This window comes from Caenimonas soli, from assembly GCF_013155545.1.
Lineage (GTDB): Bacteria > Pseudomonadota > Gammaproteobacteria > Burkholderiales > Burkholderiaceae_C > Ramlibacter > Ramlibacter soli.
Genome location: NZ_JABJVV010000008.1, coordinates 1 through 15,513 on the forward strand (window position 1 = coordinate 1; position 15,513 = coordinate 15,513).

The window sequence follows — 15,513 nt, forward strand, 5'->3', positions numbered from 1 at the left end:
TGCCCGCCGACAACAACTGGGTGGAGAACCAGATCCGGCCCATCGCCACAGGCAGGAAGAACTGGCTGTTCGCCGGATCGCTTCGCGCGGGCCAGCGCGCCGCGGCGATCATGAGCCTGGTGCACTCGGCGCGGCTCAATGGACACGACCCCTACGCCTACCTGCGCGACGTCCTTGAACGGTTGCCCACCCAACCGGCCAGCCGCATCGACGAACTGCTGCCGCACAGATGGCAGCCGGCTTCGGCGGCAATCTGATACCGCGGCCGTCGTCAAGACGGGATCACCGCGTGCTTACGCCGGAGTGTCGATCCGTGGGTTTCACGGCTCTGAGCCATCGCGTCTACGGCCCTTCCTCAGCCAACGGGCCGGAACTTTCGATGCCCGCTTGCGGGCCATGAACGGCCCCACACGAAGGCCCGCTTAGGGCAAGCTCAATTCTCGCCTGGCGCTCGTTCACTGTGTACTTATCTGCTACGAAGCGGTAGGATCGCGACGAGTTTCGCAGTGACGCGGACTTAGGAGAGGGAGATGCCAGCCCAGCGCTGCGCGCCAGCTTATCGCGCGACATATTCCACAGACGTTTTGGTTCGCCAGAGCGTATTCTCCGCTGGCGTGTGCCGTCCGAGCGGCAGGCCGCCAACGACGATATTCGGTCAAATATCCTGGAATCGCCAGGATATTTCGTCGCCGACATCGTTAGGTCTCTGAGATGCCACTCAAGCGCCTTGTACTGCTTGCGTCCTTGGTCTTCGCGCCATATGTAACCTATGGCCAAATGCCTGACGGTGCCCTTGCTGCACTTCCCCAGGAGCAACAAGCTTGGGTCAACAGATCTTGTCCCAGGAGCCTAGGCCCCGCCCTTTGGTCGTCATGTGTGCAACGTGAGATACGCGCATTGAAGCGCGGCCTTCCGGATCTTTCCGGCCTGAAGGAATCTGACCGCGCTTGGATTTTGCGGAGCTGTCCCTCGAGCCTTGGACCGAACCTAACCCTCTCATGCCTCACCCGGGAACTTGCCGCGGTCCGTGCGGGTATGCCTACACTCGATTCATTGTCTCAGGACAAACGCTCATGGGTATTGCGGTCATGTCCCCAGAGCCTTGGCCCGAACCTTTTCCGGGCCTGCGTTGAGCGGGAATCACGCGCCGTGGCTGCTGGTTCGGCCGGGCCAACTGCACCAGCAAGGCCCGCACCCCGAGTGTTGCCCGCTCAACGTGCAACTCCGAGCCTGAGTTCCGGCCGGAGATCCGGCACATATCTAATCGAAACGTCCCACAACGATGAACTATTCATCATCAATGGTGAGAAGTTCGAGGCAAAGACATATTGCTTCAACATGGAAGAGGATGACGAGGTCATTTTCCTGGATGGGAGTCCCTATGGTGCATGTGCGAGTGCAACACTGCTCAATCTTCGAACGCGAGAAAAGTGCGAAGTGTGGTGCGAGTGACCTAACTGGTCGAGGAGATCCGTGGACGTACGCTACTTCCTCGAGCGGCGGCTGACATTCATAGAGCAGCTGTACGAGAACGCCGCATCGCCGTTTTTGGAGCGAATCCGCAAGATTGAGGCTGAGGAAGAGCCGTTCATTCCGAAGTACTCTGAGGACCCGGAGCCCCCTTTCTTAGCCGAGTGGATTGAGGCCAACGACTCCCTTCAAGTTCTAGGCCGATCGTGCGTCTCCATGTTGGCAGCCTCCTTCCATGTCTATTTCAAGACTTGGGAGAAGCAGTTGAGGAAGCCTGTAACGCCTGTTTTGAAGCCTACATTCTCCAAGCGAGGTTGGTTTGCAGGTTACAAATCGTACTTCTCGCACTACTTGGGCATTCGCTTTGAGGAGAGCGGCTGCAATCTCGCGCTGCTGGAAGAGATCGTCCTAGCGCGCAACCGTGTTCAGCACCCTGAAACGATAACGACCCATCATTCGCACTACTCACAGGAGGACTTGCGCAAGCTCCAAAGCCCGTTCTTCGTGGGGGAGCGGGAGCTTGAACTTCTGTCGGCGCCGGCAGCGCGCGATTCGGCATGGCTCTTGCCACCTCAGATCAACGTCACGGCCGAACATCTGCATGGGGCCATCTTGGAGGTACGAAAGTTCGTTGAATGGCTAGAAACTTCTGATCGTCTATGGATTCGCTCACCATCTCGCTCGCAGTAGAACCGACGCACAGCGCAGAGGGGCCGCATCGGAGGTCAGCATCAATGACGCCTACCCATCATTCCACCGGACCTGCGCAAAAATCCGCGCGGGCGTTGATTTTTAACGCTAGATGGCAGCAGACCAACTCCCGGCAATGAGTGACGCTGCGAAGATCGTCTGGGGTGCTGTGGGCGCAGTTGGGGTGTATGTCATTGGGCAGCCTACTGCAATTCACTGCAATTCGTCAGTGGGACAGGTGCGGCGGCGCAGACGGTGCGGCTCGACGGTGGCACCTTGCTTGATAGGCGTGGCCCTGCGGGGAAAGGAAAGTCAGTCTGAGTCGTACAAGGATCCCGGCACTGACGTGTGGTGTTGGGCGCTCATCCACTATCGAGTCATCCGAATACTTGCAACGCCCACTCGCTGCCCTCCACCGCCCATGGCTGTCACCGTCACCACGTAGGTTCGTCCAATTACGAGTCCTCCCACGCTGGAAAGGTCAAACAGCTGGGCTCCTGCCCCTATGAGGGTTTGATACACGGCAGCATTCGGTGAGCCGGTAACTGCCACGGCTTCGTCGATGACGCTGAGCAGAGTCAAGGCGGCTCCGGCAGGGCTTGTCCAGTTGACCCGGGTGCCTGCCCCATTAAGTGTGAAAGTGGACGGCACGCTAGTACCAACCGGCGCAATCTCCCAAGTGCCGCCGGGTGCAATGAAGTATTGGATACAACCTGGAATGTCCTGGAATTGCTTGCCCCCGGCGACGGTGTAGGTGCCAGCGAAGAAGCCACCATTGGCATTGAAGCTCCCGGAATACGCGCCGGACTGCCCACTGCCGTCGACGGTACCGCTCCAGGTTCCATCCAGCGCAGTATCTGTCTTCGTGCCACTGATTGCGCCGACATTGGCGCTCTGACAGCCAGCGAAAGTGAAGTACATCGCGCCAGCAAATGCGGTACTTCCGGCTGGCAATTGAAGGTAGAGCGCTCCAGGCGTTGGATCCTCCGGATTCGTGACCGGGTCTTCGGCGTAGTACCCGACATACAAGCCGCCTGGGGCGCCTGCACCTGGTGCGCTGCTCACGGTCAATGTCCCGCTTGCGAGCAAAGCATCATTGCTCGCACCCGCTGCAGTTTGGCCGGAGGTGCCACTGCTGTCTGCGAGCACCCATACCTGGTACGCTCCCGCCGTGGTCGGTGCGATGACCGCAGCATTGGCAAGGATGCTTGCCCCGGCGCCCAGCGAAGGAACGCTCACCGTGGCCAAGTTGCCTCCTGCCGCAGAGGTTGCCGACTGATTGATTCGAACGACAGTATTTGACGCCGCCGCCGTCGCATTGCCCTGATTGGTGAGTGTCCAGTTCACCTGCACGCTGCCTCCGGGCACCACAGTGCCCGGCGTGAAACTGATGGTCTGCACCACCAAGTCCGGAGAAACTGTACCGGGGGCGGTCACGGTCAACGTCCCACTCGCCAGCACAACGTCATTGGCTGCGGCTGTGGCGCTCTGCCCTGAAGTGCTGTTGTTGTCCACGATGACCCAGACCCTGTAAAGGCCGGGTGTTGTGGGCGCGGGCGCAGACGCGGCCGGCAAGCCGACACTTGCGCCGGCGGCCAGCGCGGGCACGCTTACTGTCGCAAGATTGGCACCCGCAGCTGATGTCGTTGACTGATTGATGCGTACCACTGCGTTCGAGGCGGCAGCGCTCGCAGTCCCCGCGTTTGTGACTGCGAACAATATCTGAACGTCTCCTCCGGGCGCCTGGCTCCCGGGTGCGAAGGTGAGGTTTTGGACGACGAGGTCAGGGGAGTTGGAGACCGGCTGCGCCACGGTCAATGTGCCGGCCGCCAAAACGATGTCATTCGCAATGGCGGCGTCACCCTGACCACTGGAGCCGTTGTTATCGGCAATGACCCACACCCGGTAGCTGCCAGGCACTGCCGGCGCAGTGACGAACGCAGCTGGTAGAACGACGCTTGCACCTGCACCCAATGCAGGCACACTTATCGTCGCCAAATTGGTGCCGGCAGGCGTGAGCGTCGACTGATTGATGCGTACCACTGCGTTCGAAGCGCTAGCGCTCGTCGTCCCCGCGTTGGTGACTGCAAACATTATCTGAACGGCTCCGCCCGGCGCCACACTGGCGGGTCCGAAGGTGAGGTTTTGCACCACCAGATCAGGTCCTGGCGTACACACCCCGTTTTGAAGCACCTGTGGTGCAGGGCATGCCAAGCCCGTCACGCTAACCTCGCGGGTGAGGAGGATCCGGCCACCATCCGTCGCGATGACCACACTAATGGCACCCGCCACAGCTGGGGTGCAGGTGAACGCACGAGTGTTCGAGGTGCCGCCCGATGACTCTGCAATGTTCACGCATCCTGGCGCGCTGAAAACGAGGCCATTCGGCAAGTTCTGGCCGGCTGCGGTACACGCCATTGACTGTCCGACGTTTGTCGGTGAGCATTGTATCGATGCGATCCGCACAGCGAGCGAATCAGCGGCTGCATACAGAAAATCCTCGAACCGGTCCTGAAACCTGTTCGCCCCCGGAGTGAATGTGACACCCTGGTCTCTCAATACGTCCACCGTAGCAGTCGATAGATATGTCTCGACAATGCTGTGATGCAGGAATTGATCCACGACACCCACGTCGAGCGGTGATGTTGGCTTACTGAAGGTGGCAGGAGACATGGAAAAATTGCAAGCCAGATCTCCTGGACAAAACGGGGTGGTTCTGGTCCAGTCACGAAATCTACCCGGCAAGGTTTCGAGGCTTTGATCTGCAGCGCCGGCGTTGGCGCCCGCCGCGACCGCGGCGGCGATCGCGAGAGGAGAAGTCGCTGCGGAAAAAAGTGCCGCATCTCCTGCGTGGGTAAAGTTCAGGTTGTGGACAGAAAATACCGACGTGTTGGCCACGTTCACTATCCGGAGTTTTCTATTGACATCGTCGCCAAACTCAGCTGCAAGACCAGCGTACGCCAAATTTGCCAACAGATTTCCCTGTGAATGAGCGACGACAACAGCTACCCCAAGCCTTTTAATACGTTTGAGCAGTTGGTTTGCGGCCTCCTTGGTCACCGCCATTTCTGTATCACTTATCTTCCCATCGCTCTCCAGAGAGTTATTACCGGGGGTCATGTCATCGAGAAACCCGTGGACTAGCGCCGCTGCGTCTTGGTCAATACTTCCGGAGCCCATGATTTTCAGGAAATCACGCGCATATTTCTCCTCGGCGGTCTTGAGCAGGAATAGTTCCATCAAGTCTTGTTGAAGGTCAAGGCCATCCTTTACTCCGTACCAACCAATAGGGTTCCAGATCGCGGTAACGCTGAATGTCTTCTTTGGATTGTGGTTAACAGATGTGGTCAGAATGGTGCCGATTATTCGCGTCGTCTCAGCTGCATCCTCCAGCGTATTCTGAATTCCATTGACATACACGACGTTGGTCTGGGCCAGAACACTGCCGTGCCACGTCAACACCATTAAAGCAGCAGCGAGGTATGCCAAAGCTGCGCGAATCATCTTGAGCACCCCTCATCAGTGATAACCGCTCCGGCAAACGCGAGCGCATATGCGGTACGACGCGTAGCCGTGTCCAATGTGGCAAGCGTCACAGATTTGAGATCTGAGAGTCGCTTGCTTTCCGTGATGCAGCGCAAGACGTCGATGTGCCGCTGAGAGGCCTCCTGGGATGGCGACGCGAGGGCTTCACCGAGCGTCTTTGCATGGGTCATCGCCTGGGCATAGATTGGCGCGCTAGTCCCAAACTGCGTAGCGATGAGCCGTTCAACATCGTCGCGTACGCCATTGCCATTCGAATCGACACCAGCGACGGTCGCCTGATTCAAGGCTTTATCCGGCTCCGGCGGCACAGCGATTCCATTTATGACGAGCGCCGAAGTCACGGACTTGTCGCCTCCGCCGCATGCCGACAACAGCATCGCCGATGTGAGCGTCACCACACGCCAAAAGGACGATGCGCGTTTGCAGGCCATATTGACTTGCCCCGATATCTAGGAATGAGACGCCGCCGTCGTAGGCGGTGCCCTTACCTATTTTTCCAGCCACCGCCGTAGCCGGTGCCCTTACCTCTGCCGGTTGCTCCACAACGCACGGCGATCTCCTTACTCATCTTCTTACTGCTTGCCCTGGCCTTACCGCAGTCAGCCTGCGATACTGGCGCGCTTGCAGCAGCCGTGGGTAAAGAGGTTTGCGCCGGTGGCATGTTTACGGGCTCCGCGCCATCGACCCTCCCTGGAGCGGCGATTTGGTTCCTGATCAGCTGTTTGGTCGATTCTTGCAAGTCGGCTGCCAAGTCGGCGACCAACACGGCTTCGTAGGCTAACGATCCATTTACCGATGGGATTGGCTGAGCAAACGCGCCCAGCGATACAGACAGTGCTACCAGCAACAGCGTTTTCATGACTTGCTCCATTCACGGTCGCGTAGGTGAGCGCGGCAGCATCCGACGGACATTGTCGCAGCAAGAATAGATCGCAACGGGTAGGTGTCAAGGCTAGTTACTTGACTTGCCTCCCCGCATGCCGGCGGGCGCTGATCAACACCGAGGCGATTATTTCCGTGCCACTTCCTTGCTTCTCAAGAACAGGCAGTTGCTTTCGAAGTTCTTCATCGAGCCGTTGCATGAGCTGAGGAAGTCGGTCGGTGAAGTCCGGTTCAATCTGTCCTTTCACGCACCGACAATTCACACGCCGATTGGTCGCTCTAAGGAAACCTCGGACGCTGCCCGGAATGCATTGCTGAAGAGCTCATGCGATTTGATTGCGAAACTCCACGCGGTGCCTTGCTTCGAGGCCACAAGGTTTCTTGCGTTCGGAGTGCTACCTCCGCGGAAGTCTGTCGAAAATGTCAATCAGCACGGACGCGCTGGGCCGTCTGGCCGCTGCGCGGCCACCTGTCCTTATGCGCTGGTTACTTTCACGTTTACGCGCCGGTCGACCAATTCGCAGCCGCTCCGATGGAGCGGTTTGCGCCGGCGACCTTCTCCAGTCGGCCGGCTGCTGAGGGTCGGCAGCGCTCGTCGGCAAGGCAAGCGCTTTGGCTCATCACGAGTCAGATTTCAGTCTGCTCGGCGAGTTCAATCGCATCGTCGACGTCGATGCCAAGGTATCGCACGGTGCTCTCAAGCTTCGAATGCCCTAGCAGCAGCTGCACTGCCGCAAGTTCTTGGTGCGCCTGTAGATCAGTGAGGCCTTGGTCCGCCGGATGGAATGCGTTCCGAATCCGATAGGGTCGAGCCCGATCTCCTGGATCCATCCGTGCAGGACACGAGCATATTGCCTAGTTCCAATATGCGGCGAGTGGTGAATGCGGCTCGGGAACAGGAAATCCTCTGGGCGGAGGTTGGCAGCTCGAATCCAAGCCTCCACTGAATCGCGAGTTGCCTGCGTGATCTCGAATTGAACAGGCCGCTGCGTCTTTCGTTGCATCACGATGGCCCGTGAGGCTACGCGCTCACCGTGGCTGATGTCGCGCACCCGAAGGGCAACCAAATCGCAGCCCCTCAGTTTGCTGTCCAGGCCCAAGTTGAACAGCGCCAGTTCTCGCACACGTTGCTGCAATTGCAATCGAACTCGGATCGCCCAGATGTCCTTGGGACGCAGCGGCGCTTTCTGTCCTACCAGCTTGCCCTTGTTCCAGGGCTCGCGGTGCTTGGTTGTGTTGATGGTTTCCACGATGGGCTCCTTCCACTGAAGAAGGCGGCGCGGCTTGCGCCGCCATTTTCGCAACCCGTCAATGCGACGCATCGACCTTGGCGAACCCGCAGATCCACATGGTTGCAAAGGTACTCCACACCGTGGGTGGCACCCCGGCCACAAGCGGGTATTCATGATCGTCGGCTCCTCGAGCAGCGAAAAATTCCGCATCATAATCAAACGTCAAACTGACCACTCAGTTGTTGGAGCCGCCCCAGAATTAAGCCACTCTGCCGCCGCTCCTGTGCGCCACCGGGCGAGGTCGAAATTCCTGATACGACGCGCCTTGCGGGCAATCCGGTTGGCTCAACCGAAGGTCGGCATCTGACGCGCAGCAATCCAAACGCCGACTTCAACTTCCTACGCGATTCGCCCCTCACTGTGGCCTACCAGATCGGAAATCTCCGATTGCAATTGGGCTGCCTGCGATTCAAGTTGGGCTATTTCTGCGGCGATCGCCTTGGCTTGTTCCGCAGCAATCTCATCCAACAAACTCGGTTTGCGCGCACAGAGCTGGTGCAGCTCAAACTCTGGGCTTTCGTGGAGGTCGTTGAGCGAATCCATTGCGGTCAGGATTTCGATTTGCAACGTATCGAGTAAGCGCCGCATGGATTGGATTTCGGCACCATCGTCGAAATCGAGGCTGGCCCAGCCCTTGCGAAGAATGAAACCGTGGGGATCGTTGGCGATCTCGCGCAAGCGCGCAATGTCGCCATCTTCCCGCGCCTGATTGATCGCGCGGGTAAGTTTGTTGTAGGTCTCGATCTTGTCAGGCTGGTGGGCGAAGCGGTCAGGATGGTAGAGGCGGACCAGCCTTTTCCAAAGCGTCTTGAGTTCGTTTTTTTCGTCATGGCTCAGTCGTTTCCGCTTGCCGACAGAAGCATCTACTTCAGCATAGTTCGAGTCGGCCTGGGTCTTGGCGCTGCCGTACTCCTGGGCGACTTGCTCAGCCTCGCCCTCACCACCGCGCAGCAGAGTTTTTAGGTACTTGCTTCGATAGTCGATGACCAGGCGCAGCCGATCCCGCGTCTGATAGTGAACGCGCATCAGCTTGAAGACTGCCGCTTGGGTCATATCAACGGCGTGCCGGTCTTTCATGTAGCCCGCTTCAATCTCGGCCAGCCGTAACCGTGCTGCCGCAACCAGTTGGCGCAATTGCTCAATATGCGGATCGACAAAGATCACGACGCTCATATGGGCCAATGCCGACCCGTTGGATTCTTGCGCGCCAATACCAGTGATCGCCGTGACGGGTTCAGTTGCTTCGTGCCGAGCGTCGTCGAGTTCGAGCCGCTCCAAATACCATCGCCCCATTTGGGCACTGCGATCGCTCTTTGAAGCTGCCAGCCAACGCAGCCAACCATGCAAGGTCTGATCGTTGCGCGCGTCCAGGAAATGCCTGCCTCTGAATCTTCCGAATGCAATGCGAGAGGGAAACCACTTTGCTTCCGCATAAGTGCAGATGTCAGCCCAGGATTGAAGCTGGCGACTTTCAGCAATTGGGCGCAACACGTTGGCCAGCAGGTCGGCTACGGTTTCAACATCGCCAAGCGCCGTGTGGGCCCCGCGTTCGGGCAGCCGGTAGTACTGGCGAAGTGTCTGCAATTTACAATTACCAGCGGGGACGGGATCAAGCAAGCGCTGCGCGAGTCGGAGCGCGCAAAAGCCAGGTGGGCCAATTGGTTTGATGCCCAGTCGCTTCCACTCCGGTGTCAGCACTTCGTCGAGGTCATATTCCAGATTGAATGCAACGATGGGAAGACCGCCCGCGTAGGCAGCGAATTCACGATATACGACAGTAGCCGGCTCCCCGTCGCGTTCGAGAATTTCGCGCGTGTAGCCGTGGACACGCGATGCCTCGGACGGTATGTCCTGATTCTGATTCAGCAGTCGACGAAATGCCGGGCCCACTGGCTCCCACCCTTGCATTTTTTGCGCGCCCAGCTCGACCACATAAATCGGCGCGACCATCCCGGTCGTCTCGGTATCAATCAGAACCCAATGCTGCTCATTCATCTTAAAATTTCTGAGTTGCACGTTTCCTTAGCTTGACCGACGGATCAAGTCGCAAAGCTCGCAGCCCTGGTTGCGCCCGAACGTCGAGTTCAACTAGCTGATTTCCACCGCAATCAAATATTCGGAGCGCTGGGACATTCGACAAGTCGAGCTTGGTAAGTTGGTTGTCCCGACACACGAGGAAATCTAGAAGAGGCACATGCGACAGGGTGAGTTCGGATAGCTGATTGCCGTCACAAAAGAGGTGCCGAAGCTTTGGGACATTCGACAAATCGAGTTCGGTAAGCTGGTTGCCGCCACACGAGAGGTGCCGAAGCTTTGGGACATTCGACAAATCGAGTTCGCTAAGCTGGTTGTCGCCACAATGGAGGCTCGAAAGTAGAGGGACGTTCGACAAATCGAGTTCGGTTACCTTGTTTTTGTCGACTTCGAGTTCATCAAGCAGAGGGACGCTCGACAAGTCGAGTTCGCTAAGCTGGTTGTCGCCACAATGGAGGCTCGAAAGTAGAGGGACGTTCGACAAGTCGAGTTCGGTGAGCCCGATCCCCGAGCAATAAAGATGATCCAACAGGGGCAACCGAAGCAAGAGGCTCGCGGTGGGCACGCCCTTGAAGTCAATCCATCGAATCACCAGCCCGTCCACCCACTCAAATTCCTGGATCGGCAAGAGCGAGAAATCCCACCCCAAGGCCTCGATGGCACCGTCGCGCGCCAAGAACGCTGGGCACCTAGTTACGTCCGAATAGGTGTTTTCAAGTCGCTGGACGATGACCGCGGGATCCAGTTCGAGCGCCTTCGACCACAACAAGATCTGGCGATAGTCCGGCTCACGAAATTCATGGTCTCCGATTCGGAAACGCGCGCGAGCCAATGACCCGTCATGCGACCGCGCCACATCCAGCGCATCGGAGACCATGCTGTACAAGATCCGATTAGGCCCCGATTTGACCTTCTCGATCGCGACAGAAGGCACTCGGATCATCGCATTGGGATTTTCTTCAGTCATCAATGAACTTCGAATGTACGAGCGATTCGCAAGACCGGCGGCAGGACGTGATTCACTTATCGTAACTCGGGCACCATCGGCGAGCCACAACGCCATCGCCACCTTCCTCGTGAACACGACAACACAAGCCGGGGTGTCGCTGACGCGGCATGCCATGGATACGGCGCTGCTGTCCGTCGCTGACACCCGAGGTTGCCAGATGGCGGCCAGTTGGAAGATCCCGAACCGGTGAGCAACTTCATACTGTCACGAATGGATAAACTAAGGTGGCCATTGTTCGTCTGGGGATCTCCCCATGATCAACAGCCGCAATATCGCATCCTTTTCGTCACTTCTAACGGTTAAGCAAATTGAGTTTCCCCAATCCTCGCACGAGGCGAATTGGAATGCTGGGTTGTTCGACACGATGTCATAAACCGTGTGCGCTTCCATTCGGCCGCTCAAGTCATTGGGAAAGAAATAGCAGAAATCCAACATACCCATGGCCATAACATAGCCCAAGCCAGCGCCGCGAGGCGTTCCGGTGGATGGGCTGACGTGTGAACGCATGAAGGCATCACAGATCTGCTGCGCGCACCGGCCGCCGCCGTCGACTGCCACGCCGGTGAGCTAGACGCCGGCGTGTGCATGCCGGTCGGCACGCCGGAGTTCGTGCGGGCATGCATGCGGGTCGCAGGCATCGCCGAGCCGAAGTCGACCTGCTACCCCTAAAGCGCGTCGGCGATGGTCGGCTTTCGGGCGTCGAATTTGAGGGTGCGTACGGCCGCAAAGGGTCGAATGCAGGCGCTGCAGGATACTTGATTTGTGGCCATGTCGTCAGCCTTGTACAGCTTTCTGATTGGACCTAGTGCGCGTAACGGCCGGACTATCAATCCGCCGGTCGCGGAGTCCGCTTCCGACCCCATAGCAGACCATCTGAACCCCGGCTGCCCGCTCCAAGATATCAGAAGGAATTCAGCAGGCTCCCACCCCTTGTTTAACGTTGGGCAAGTCGCAGGACGCTGGACGAAATGCCCGCGGTGTCGGCGCCGCTGGTGTTGCGAACGTCGGCGACTGGAACGAGGCAGCTTGCGATGCTGTTGGCTGGTTGGCAGGTATTCCGGTGGTCAAGTCCGATTTGCCATTTGAGTACAGCTTGGCGGTATATAGGGGAAGGACCTTGGGCATCGCGGCTTTGATGCTGCTTATCCGGTTGTCGCTACTGGGGTGCGTATGGAAGAAATCCGTCTTGCCTGTATCCTTTTCGACGGTTTGCATTTTTTGCCAGAAGGTCAGCGCGGCCTCGGGGTCGTAACCTGCTCGCGCCATGAGCTCCAATCCCATAATGTCTGCTTCGCTTTCCATCTCGCGCGAAAACGGAAGCTGAAAAAACAGGGTGGCGCCGATTCCCGCGAGTCCACCCGCTAAGCCTGCGTTCCTGGAGCCCGACTGCGCAATTCCCTTCACCATGCTGTCCGCCATGAATGCGTTGGACACCTTCTCGCGGGTGTGCTCCCTTAGCGCATGCGCAATCTCATGGCCTATGACGGCCGCAAGCTCGTTGTCCGTAGCCTGCAGCTTGTCGATGAGCCCGGTGAATATCGCTATTTTTCCGCCCGGCATACAGGTAGCGTTGATCTTGGGCGACGTGAAAACGTTAATCTCCCACTGCCACGATTTGGCCTCTGGCCGGTAGATAGTCACCTCCTTGATCAGCCGCTTGGCAATCACGCGGACCCGTTCAGTTACCGTCGAATCCTGGTTCAGCGTGCCGGCCTTCATTGCCGCCGAGGAGATCTGCCGATAACCCAACGCTGCCTGTTGTTCGATTTGCGCAGATGGCATCATGAGGAGCTGAGTTCGGCTGACACCTACGGCGCCTGGCGCGGTGCTCGTAGCACACCCGGCGAGAAGGACCAGCGCGACAGTACCGGCAAGCGCGCGTTTGACCATGTCGTTCTCCAAGAGTGGCTATGGCAGTATTCCTTGTGGCGGCGGCGGGCGTCTATGGGATCTCTATCCCGTATTCCTCCTGGGGGGTACCCCGTTCGACCGCTCTTCATCACACCCCTTGCGGATGAGCTTGAAAGCACCACAACTCTTTTGGAGTCCCTGGTTGCAATCAAGCAAATCGGGGCCCGTACGAGCCGCACTTGCGCTCTTCCGCTCTTGGGTCGGAAGCAGCCATAGCCAGCGGAGTATCGATCCGCAGGTCCTGTTTATCGTTGAACTGCGTGAATGCGGGGCTAAGCGACAAGTGGAGTTGAAGGTCCCTTCTCGACCGCTCGGCAGAAGGCGCGATTGCCTTCCAACTTGCACTCGAGACGACCATCGTCCTCGAGCATTCTGGCCAGAGTCGCAAAGAGCCAGCCCTGGGCGCCATGCTGTGTTCCACTTCTCGGAACCGCAGGCAAGTTGAGATCCAAATTCGTCTTGATCTCTGCAGCGGGGACCCAGCGGTCTTTGTGCAAGGGCTCGCGCTCCCTTATGTACGCCAAGAGTTCGTCACAGCACACGTGGAGAAGCACATGGATCTTGTCCTTCGTCTGCATGAAAAGTTCTCCAAGCCAACATCCGTCTTAACGCCATGGTAGCGGAACGGTGCTTTCCGCTGTCCTGCGTCGCTCCATTGACGCACGTCGATGGAGCGACGCAGGACCCCATGAAAGATGTCCACGGACTCGCAATCCGCCCGTCTTAACCTACGGTGTGCCGAAACAACGGCACTCCCGCCGCGTGCTCAAATGCGTCGCATACCAGAGTCTCTCGCTCCTTCAAGAAACGCACATATCCTTTCGACGAGTTCAGATCCCACAGGCCTGAAGTTTTCTCATGCGGCAGCAGATGCCGCCCCATCACTCGGGAAAAATGTCGTGTTTTCTGGTAAGCCTCCAGATACTTCCGCGGAGGTTTTGACCCAAACGCAGAATTTTCATCGGCTGGTATGAGGCAAAGATTCAGGATGCTGTTCATCGCGCGCTTACTGACGCCCTTCTCGCGGATCAGGAACTGCCGTGGGAATACGTGATGTTTGTGCCGCCTGTTCGCAATACTTGCGAACTCCGAGACCTGCATATCCGTGCCATTGGCGAGGTGCTGCGGTCGCCGCGAGATCAGTAAGCAATAGAAAGCATCGGCTATGGATGAGCGGCGCCCGTAAGTCGCGCGCCTGAGGTCGCTGGCCTCGATCAGCTCTCCCATTTGAAACCGCCTGCGCGTCCCTTGAGCAAGCTCGGCAAAGAACTGAGCATCATCGACGATGTTATGCCGGTATCCAGTCCCGGAGTAGCGCTGTCCCAAAGCTGTTGCCCAAAACCACTTTCGAATCTCCGCTAACTGCTCCGGGGTGGGTTGTTTTGGCCGATGCACGAAGAAGACGGACAGTGTCGAAACCATATATTGGGACGGCAGTAGGCCATCATCCAGTACGGAGAACTTGCTTTTCAGCAGATCTATGGCACGAAGGGTGGCTTGCTCCTGGCCGCGCCAGACCTTCGTGAATCGCACGATCTCGTCCTGCCCGCGCTGATCGATGCGCTCCTCCCAGCGAGCTGCGACCCGCTCCATTGCGCTAGCACCGACATCGTCTAATCCCTCCAATAAGGCGAGCGTTTGAAGAAGTGCCTCATGAGTAAGCCCGCGAAAATCAGCACGAAGCATAGACCACAGATGTTCAGCGTGTTCGCGTAGGTCGAATTTAGCGGCACGCGCGAAAGCTCTGTCGGCCGCTGAAATCGGTGTTCCTGCCGAATTTATCCGGACGAACAGTTCCCGTGCGTCGTCGAGGCTCTCCGTTTCTACGCGAAGCAAGGGGACACGGTATGAAAGTAAGCTCTCCCTGCAACGAGCTGCGCGATTTAACTGCCCCTGGGATAAGGTACGCAGACGTATGCGCCAGTTGCCCGCAAGTACATCGCTCAATGCAACCCATTCCCGCTCGACGGGCCGGCGATATGCGAAGCGATTCTCGTCCCCTTCCCCATCCGTGACGCGAAACACCAGGTGCTCGAAGTCGACCTGTTGGTGACGTGCGTTCTCAACTTTCCCCCCGAACTGAACACGATAAAGGACCGATAGCCGCTGCTGGCCGTCCAAGAGAAACCAGACTCTTTCGTTGTGCTCACGGAATTCAGGGAGAACCTTACTGTCTTTGCGCAGCAGGTCGCGGTTCTTCTTGGAAGTATCCCAGACGGTGAGGGCTCCGATCGGCATTCCTCGATAAACACTGTCAAGCAGTTTCGCGGCCTTCTGCCCATTCCAGACAAAGACGCGCTGGAGCCGAGGAACCGCAAACTGACCGTCGTCAAGCAAGCGGCGCAGTTGAGAGACCTTGTACTCGTGAAACTTGTGCAGCCTCATTAGATTGCCAACTAAATCGCGGGAAGCAATGCGATTCGGCCGGGAATCCGCGGTGGCATTTACCGGCAAAAAAGACCACGACAACTCAGCCTTGGCCGCGCATTCTCGCGCCCACTGACCAGGTAGGTCAAGAGCGAGCTTATGTCGCCAAGGGCGCGAAGACCTGACCGCCGGAAGATCCGCCTATTCAGGCTGCCCGCTCACGCAACCATCGACTTTCCCCTTTAGGCAGCGAAGCGGCAGCTAGCCTCAATCGGCCGCCGGACTAAGAGTCCGCTGGTGTTCGTAGCTGCG

At 58.0% G+C, this 15,513-nt stretch carries 10 protein-coding genes and 1 pseudogene; 3 read left to right on the forward strand and 8 right to left on the reverse strand.

What is annotated here, in order from left to right; genetic code table 11:
* The coding region (locus HNE04_RS13535; protein WP_172219723.1) for a transposase domain-containing protein at positions 1-257 on the forward strand (257 nt) is incomplete at its 5' end.
* A 1,216-nt stretch (positions 258-1,473) separates the two neighbouring features.
* Positions 1,474-2,160 carry a hypothetical protein gene (locus HNE04_RS13540; RefSeq protein WP_172219726.1) on the forward strand — a complete coding sequence of 229 codons (687 nt, stop codon included), beginning with the start codon at positions 1,474-1,476 and terminating at the stop codon, positions 2,158-2,160.
* Between the two features lie 369 nt (positions 2,161-2,529).
* On the opposite strand, the gene HNE04_RS13545 is transcribed toward HNE04_RS13540, so the two are convergent.
* The 6 genes and pseudogenes from HNE04_RS13545 to HNE04_RS13570 form a co-directional block, all read right to left on the reverse strand.
* A complete protein-coding gene (locus HNE04_RS13545; RefSeq protein WP_172219729.1) occupies positions 2,530-5,664 on the reverse strand; it encodes a CARDB domain-containing protein in 3,135 nt (1,044 codons plus the stop codon).
* Complete coding sequence (locus HNE04_RS13550; protein WP_172219732.1) at positions 5,661-6,137, reverse strand: hypothetical protein; 477 nt, start codon at positions 6,135-6,137, stop codon at positions 5,661-5,663. The genes HNE04_RS13545 and HNE04_RS13550 overlap by 4 nt, the downstream gene beginning before the upstream one ends.
* A gap of 53 nt (positions 6,138-6,190) precedes the next feature.
* Positions 6,191-6,565, reverse strand: coding sequence for a hypothetical protein (locus tag HNE04_RS13555; RefSeq protein WP_172219734.1), 375 nt, complete (start codon positions 6,563-6,565; stop codon positions 6,191-6,193).
* 650 nt (positions 6,566-7,215) lie between these two features.
* A pseudogene (locus HNE04_RS13560) lies at positions 7,216-7,838 on the reverse strand (tyrosine-type recombinase/integrase).
* Between the two features lie 381 nt (positions 7,839-8,219).
* Positions 8,220-9,875 carry an exonuclease domain-containing protein gene (locus tag HNE04_RS13565; RefSeq protein ID WP_172219736.1) on the reverse strand — a complete coding sequence of 552 codons (1,656 nt, stop codon included), beginning with the start codon at positions 9,873-9,875 and terminating at the stop codon, positions 8,220-8,222.
* A gap of 1 nt (position 9,876) precedes the next feature.
* Complete coding sequence (locus HNE04_RS13570) at positions 9,877-10,791, reverse strand: leucine-rich repeat domain-containing protein (RefSeq protein WP_235964997.1); 915 nt, start codon at positions 10,789-10,791, stop codon at positions 9,877-9,879.
* Between HNE04_RS13570 and HNE04_RS13575 the strand changes: the two genes are divergently transcribed.
* The gene (locus tag HNE04_RS13575) at positions 10,790-11,113 is read left to right on the forward strand and encodes a hypothetical protein (RefSeq protein WP_172219739.1); all 324 of its coding nucleotides are present in this window, start codon (positions 10,790-10,792) and stop codon (positions 11,111-11,113) included. The genes HNE04_RS13570 and HNE04_RS13575 overlap by 2 nt on opposite strands.
* 722 nt (positions 11,114-11,835) lie before the next feature.
* Here HNE04_RS13575 and HNE04_RS13580 read toward each other — a convergent pair.
* Both HNE04_RS13580 and HNE04_RS13585 read right to left on the reverse strand, forming a co-directional pair.
* On the reverse strand, positions 11,836-12,813 hold the full coding sequence (locus HNE04_RS13580; RefSeq protein WP_172219741.1) for a M48 family metallopeptidase: 978 nt from the start codon (positions 12,811-12,813) through the stop codon (positions 11,836-11,838).
* A 744-nt stretch (positions 12,814-13,557) separates the two neighbouring features.
* Positions 13,558-15,219 (reverse strand): DUF262 domain-containing protein, encoded by a 1,662-nt coding sequence (locus HNE04_RS13585; RefSeq protein ID WP_172219743.1) that lies wholly within the window; start codon positions 15,217-15,219, stop codon positions 13,558-13,560.
* Between the last annotated feature and the right edge of the window lie 294 nt (positions 15,220-15,513).

Bases quoted from the DNA above. Each gene is read 5' to 3' on its own strand.
- HNE04_RS13545 (WP_172219729.1), bottom strand. From the start codon at position 5,664: ATGATTCGCGCAGCTTTGGCATACCTCGCTGCTGCTTTAATGGTGTTG.
- HNE04_RS13550 (WP_172219732.1), bottom strand. From the start codon at position 6,137: ATGGCCTGCAAACGCGCATCGTCCTTTTGGCGTGTGGTGACGCTCACA.
- HNE04_RS13555 (WP_172219734.1), bottom strand. From the start codon at position 6,565: ATGAAAACGCTGTTGCTGGTAGCACTGTCTGTATCGCTGGGCGCGTTT.
- HNE04_RS13565 (WP_172219736.1), bottom strand. From the start codon at position 9,875: ATGAATGAGCAGCATTGGGTTCTGATTGATACCGAGACGACCGGGATG.
- HNE04_RS13575 (WP_172219739.1), top strand. From the start codon at position 10,790: ATGCTGTACAAGATCCGATTAGGCCCCGATTTGACCTTCTCGATCGCG.
- HNE04_RS13570 (WP_235964997.1), bottom strand. From the start codon at position 10,791: ATGGTCTCCGATGCGCTGGATGTGGCGCGGTCGCATGACGGGTCATTG.
- HNE04_RS13580 (WP_172219741.1), bottom strand. From the start codon at position 12,813: ATGGTCAAACGCGCGCTTGCCGGTACTGTCGCGCTGGTCCTTCTCGCC.
- HNE04_RS13585 (WP_172219743.1), bottom strand. From the start codon at position 15,219: ATGAGGCTGCACAAGTTTCACGAGTACAAGGTCTCTCAACTGCGCCGC.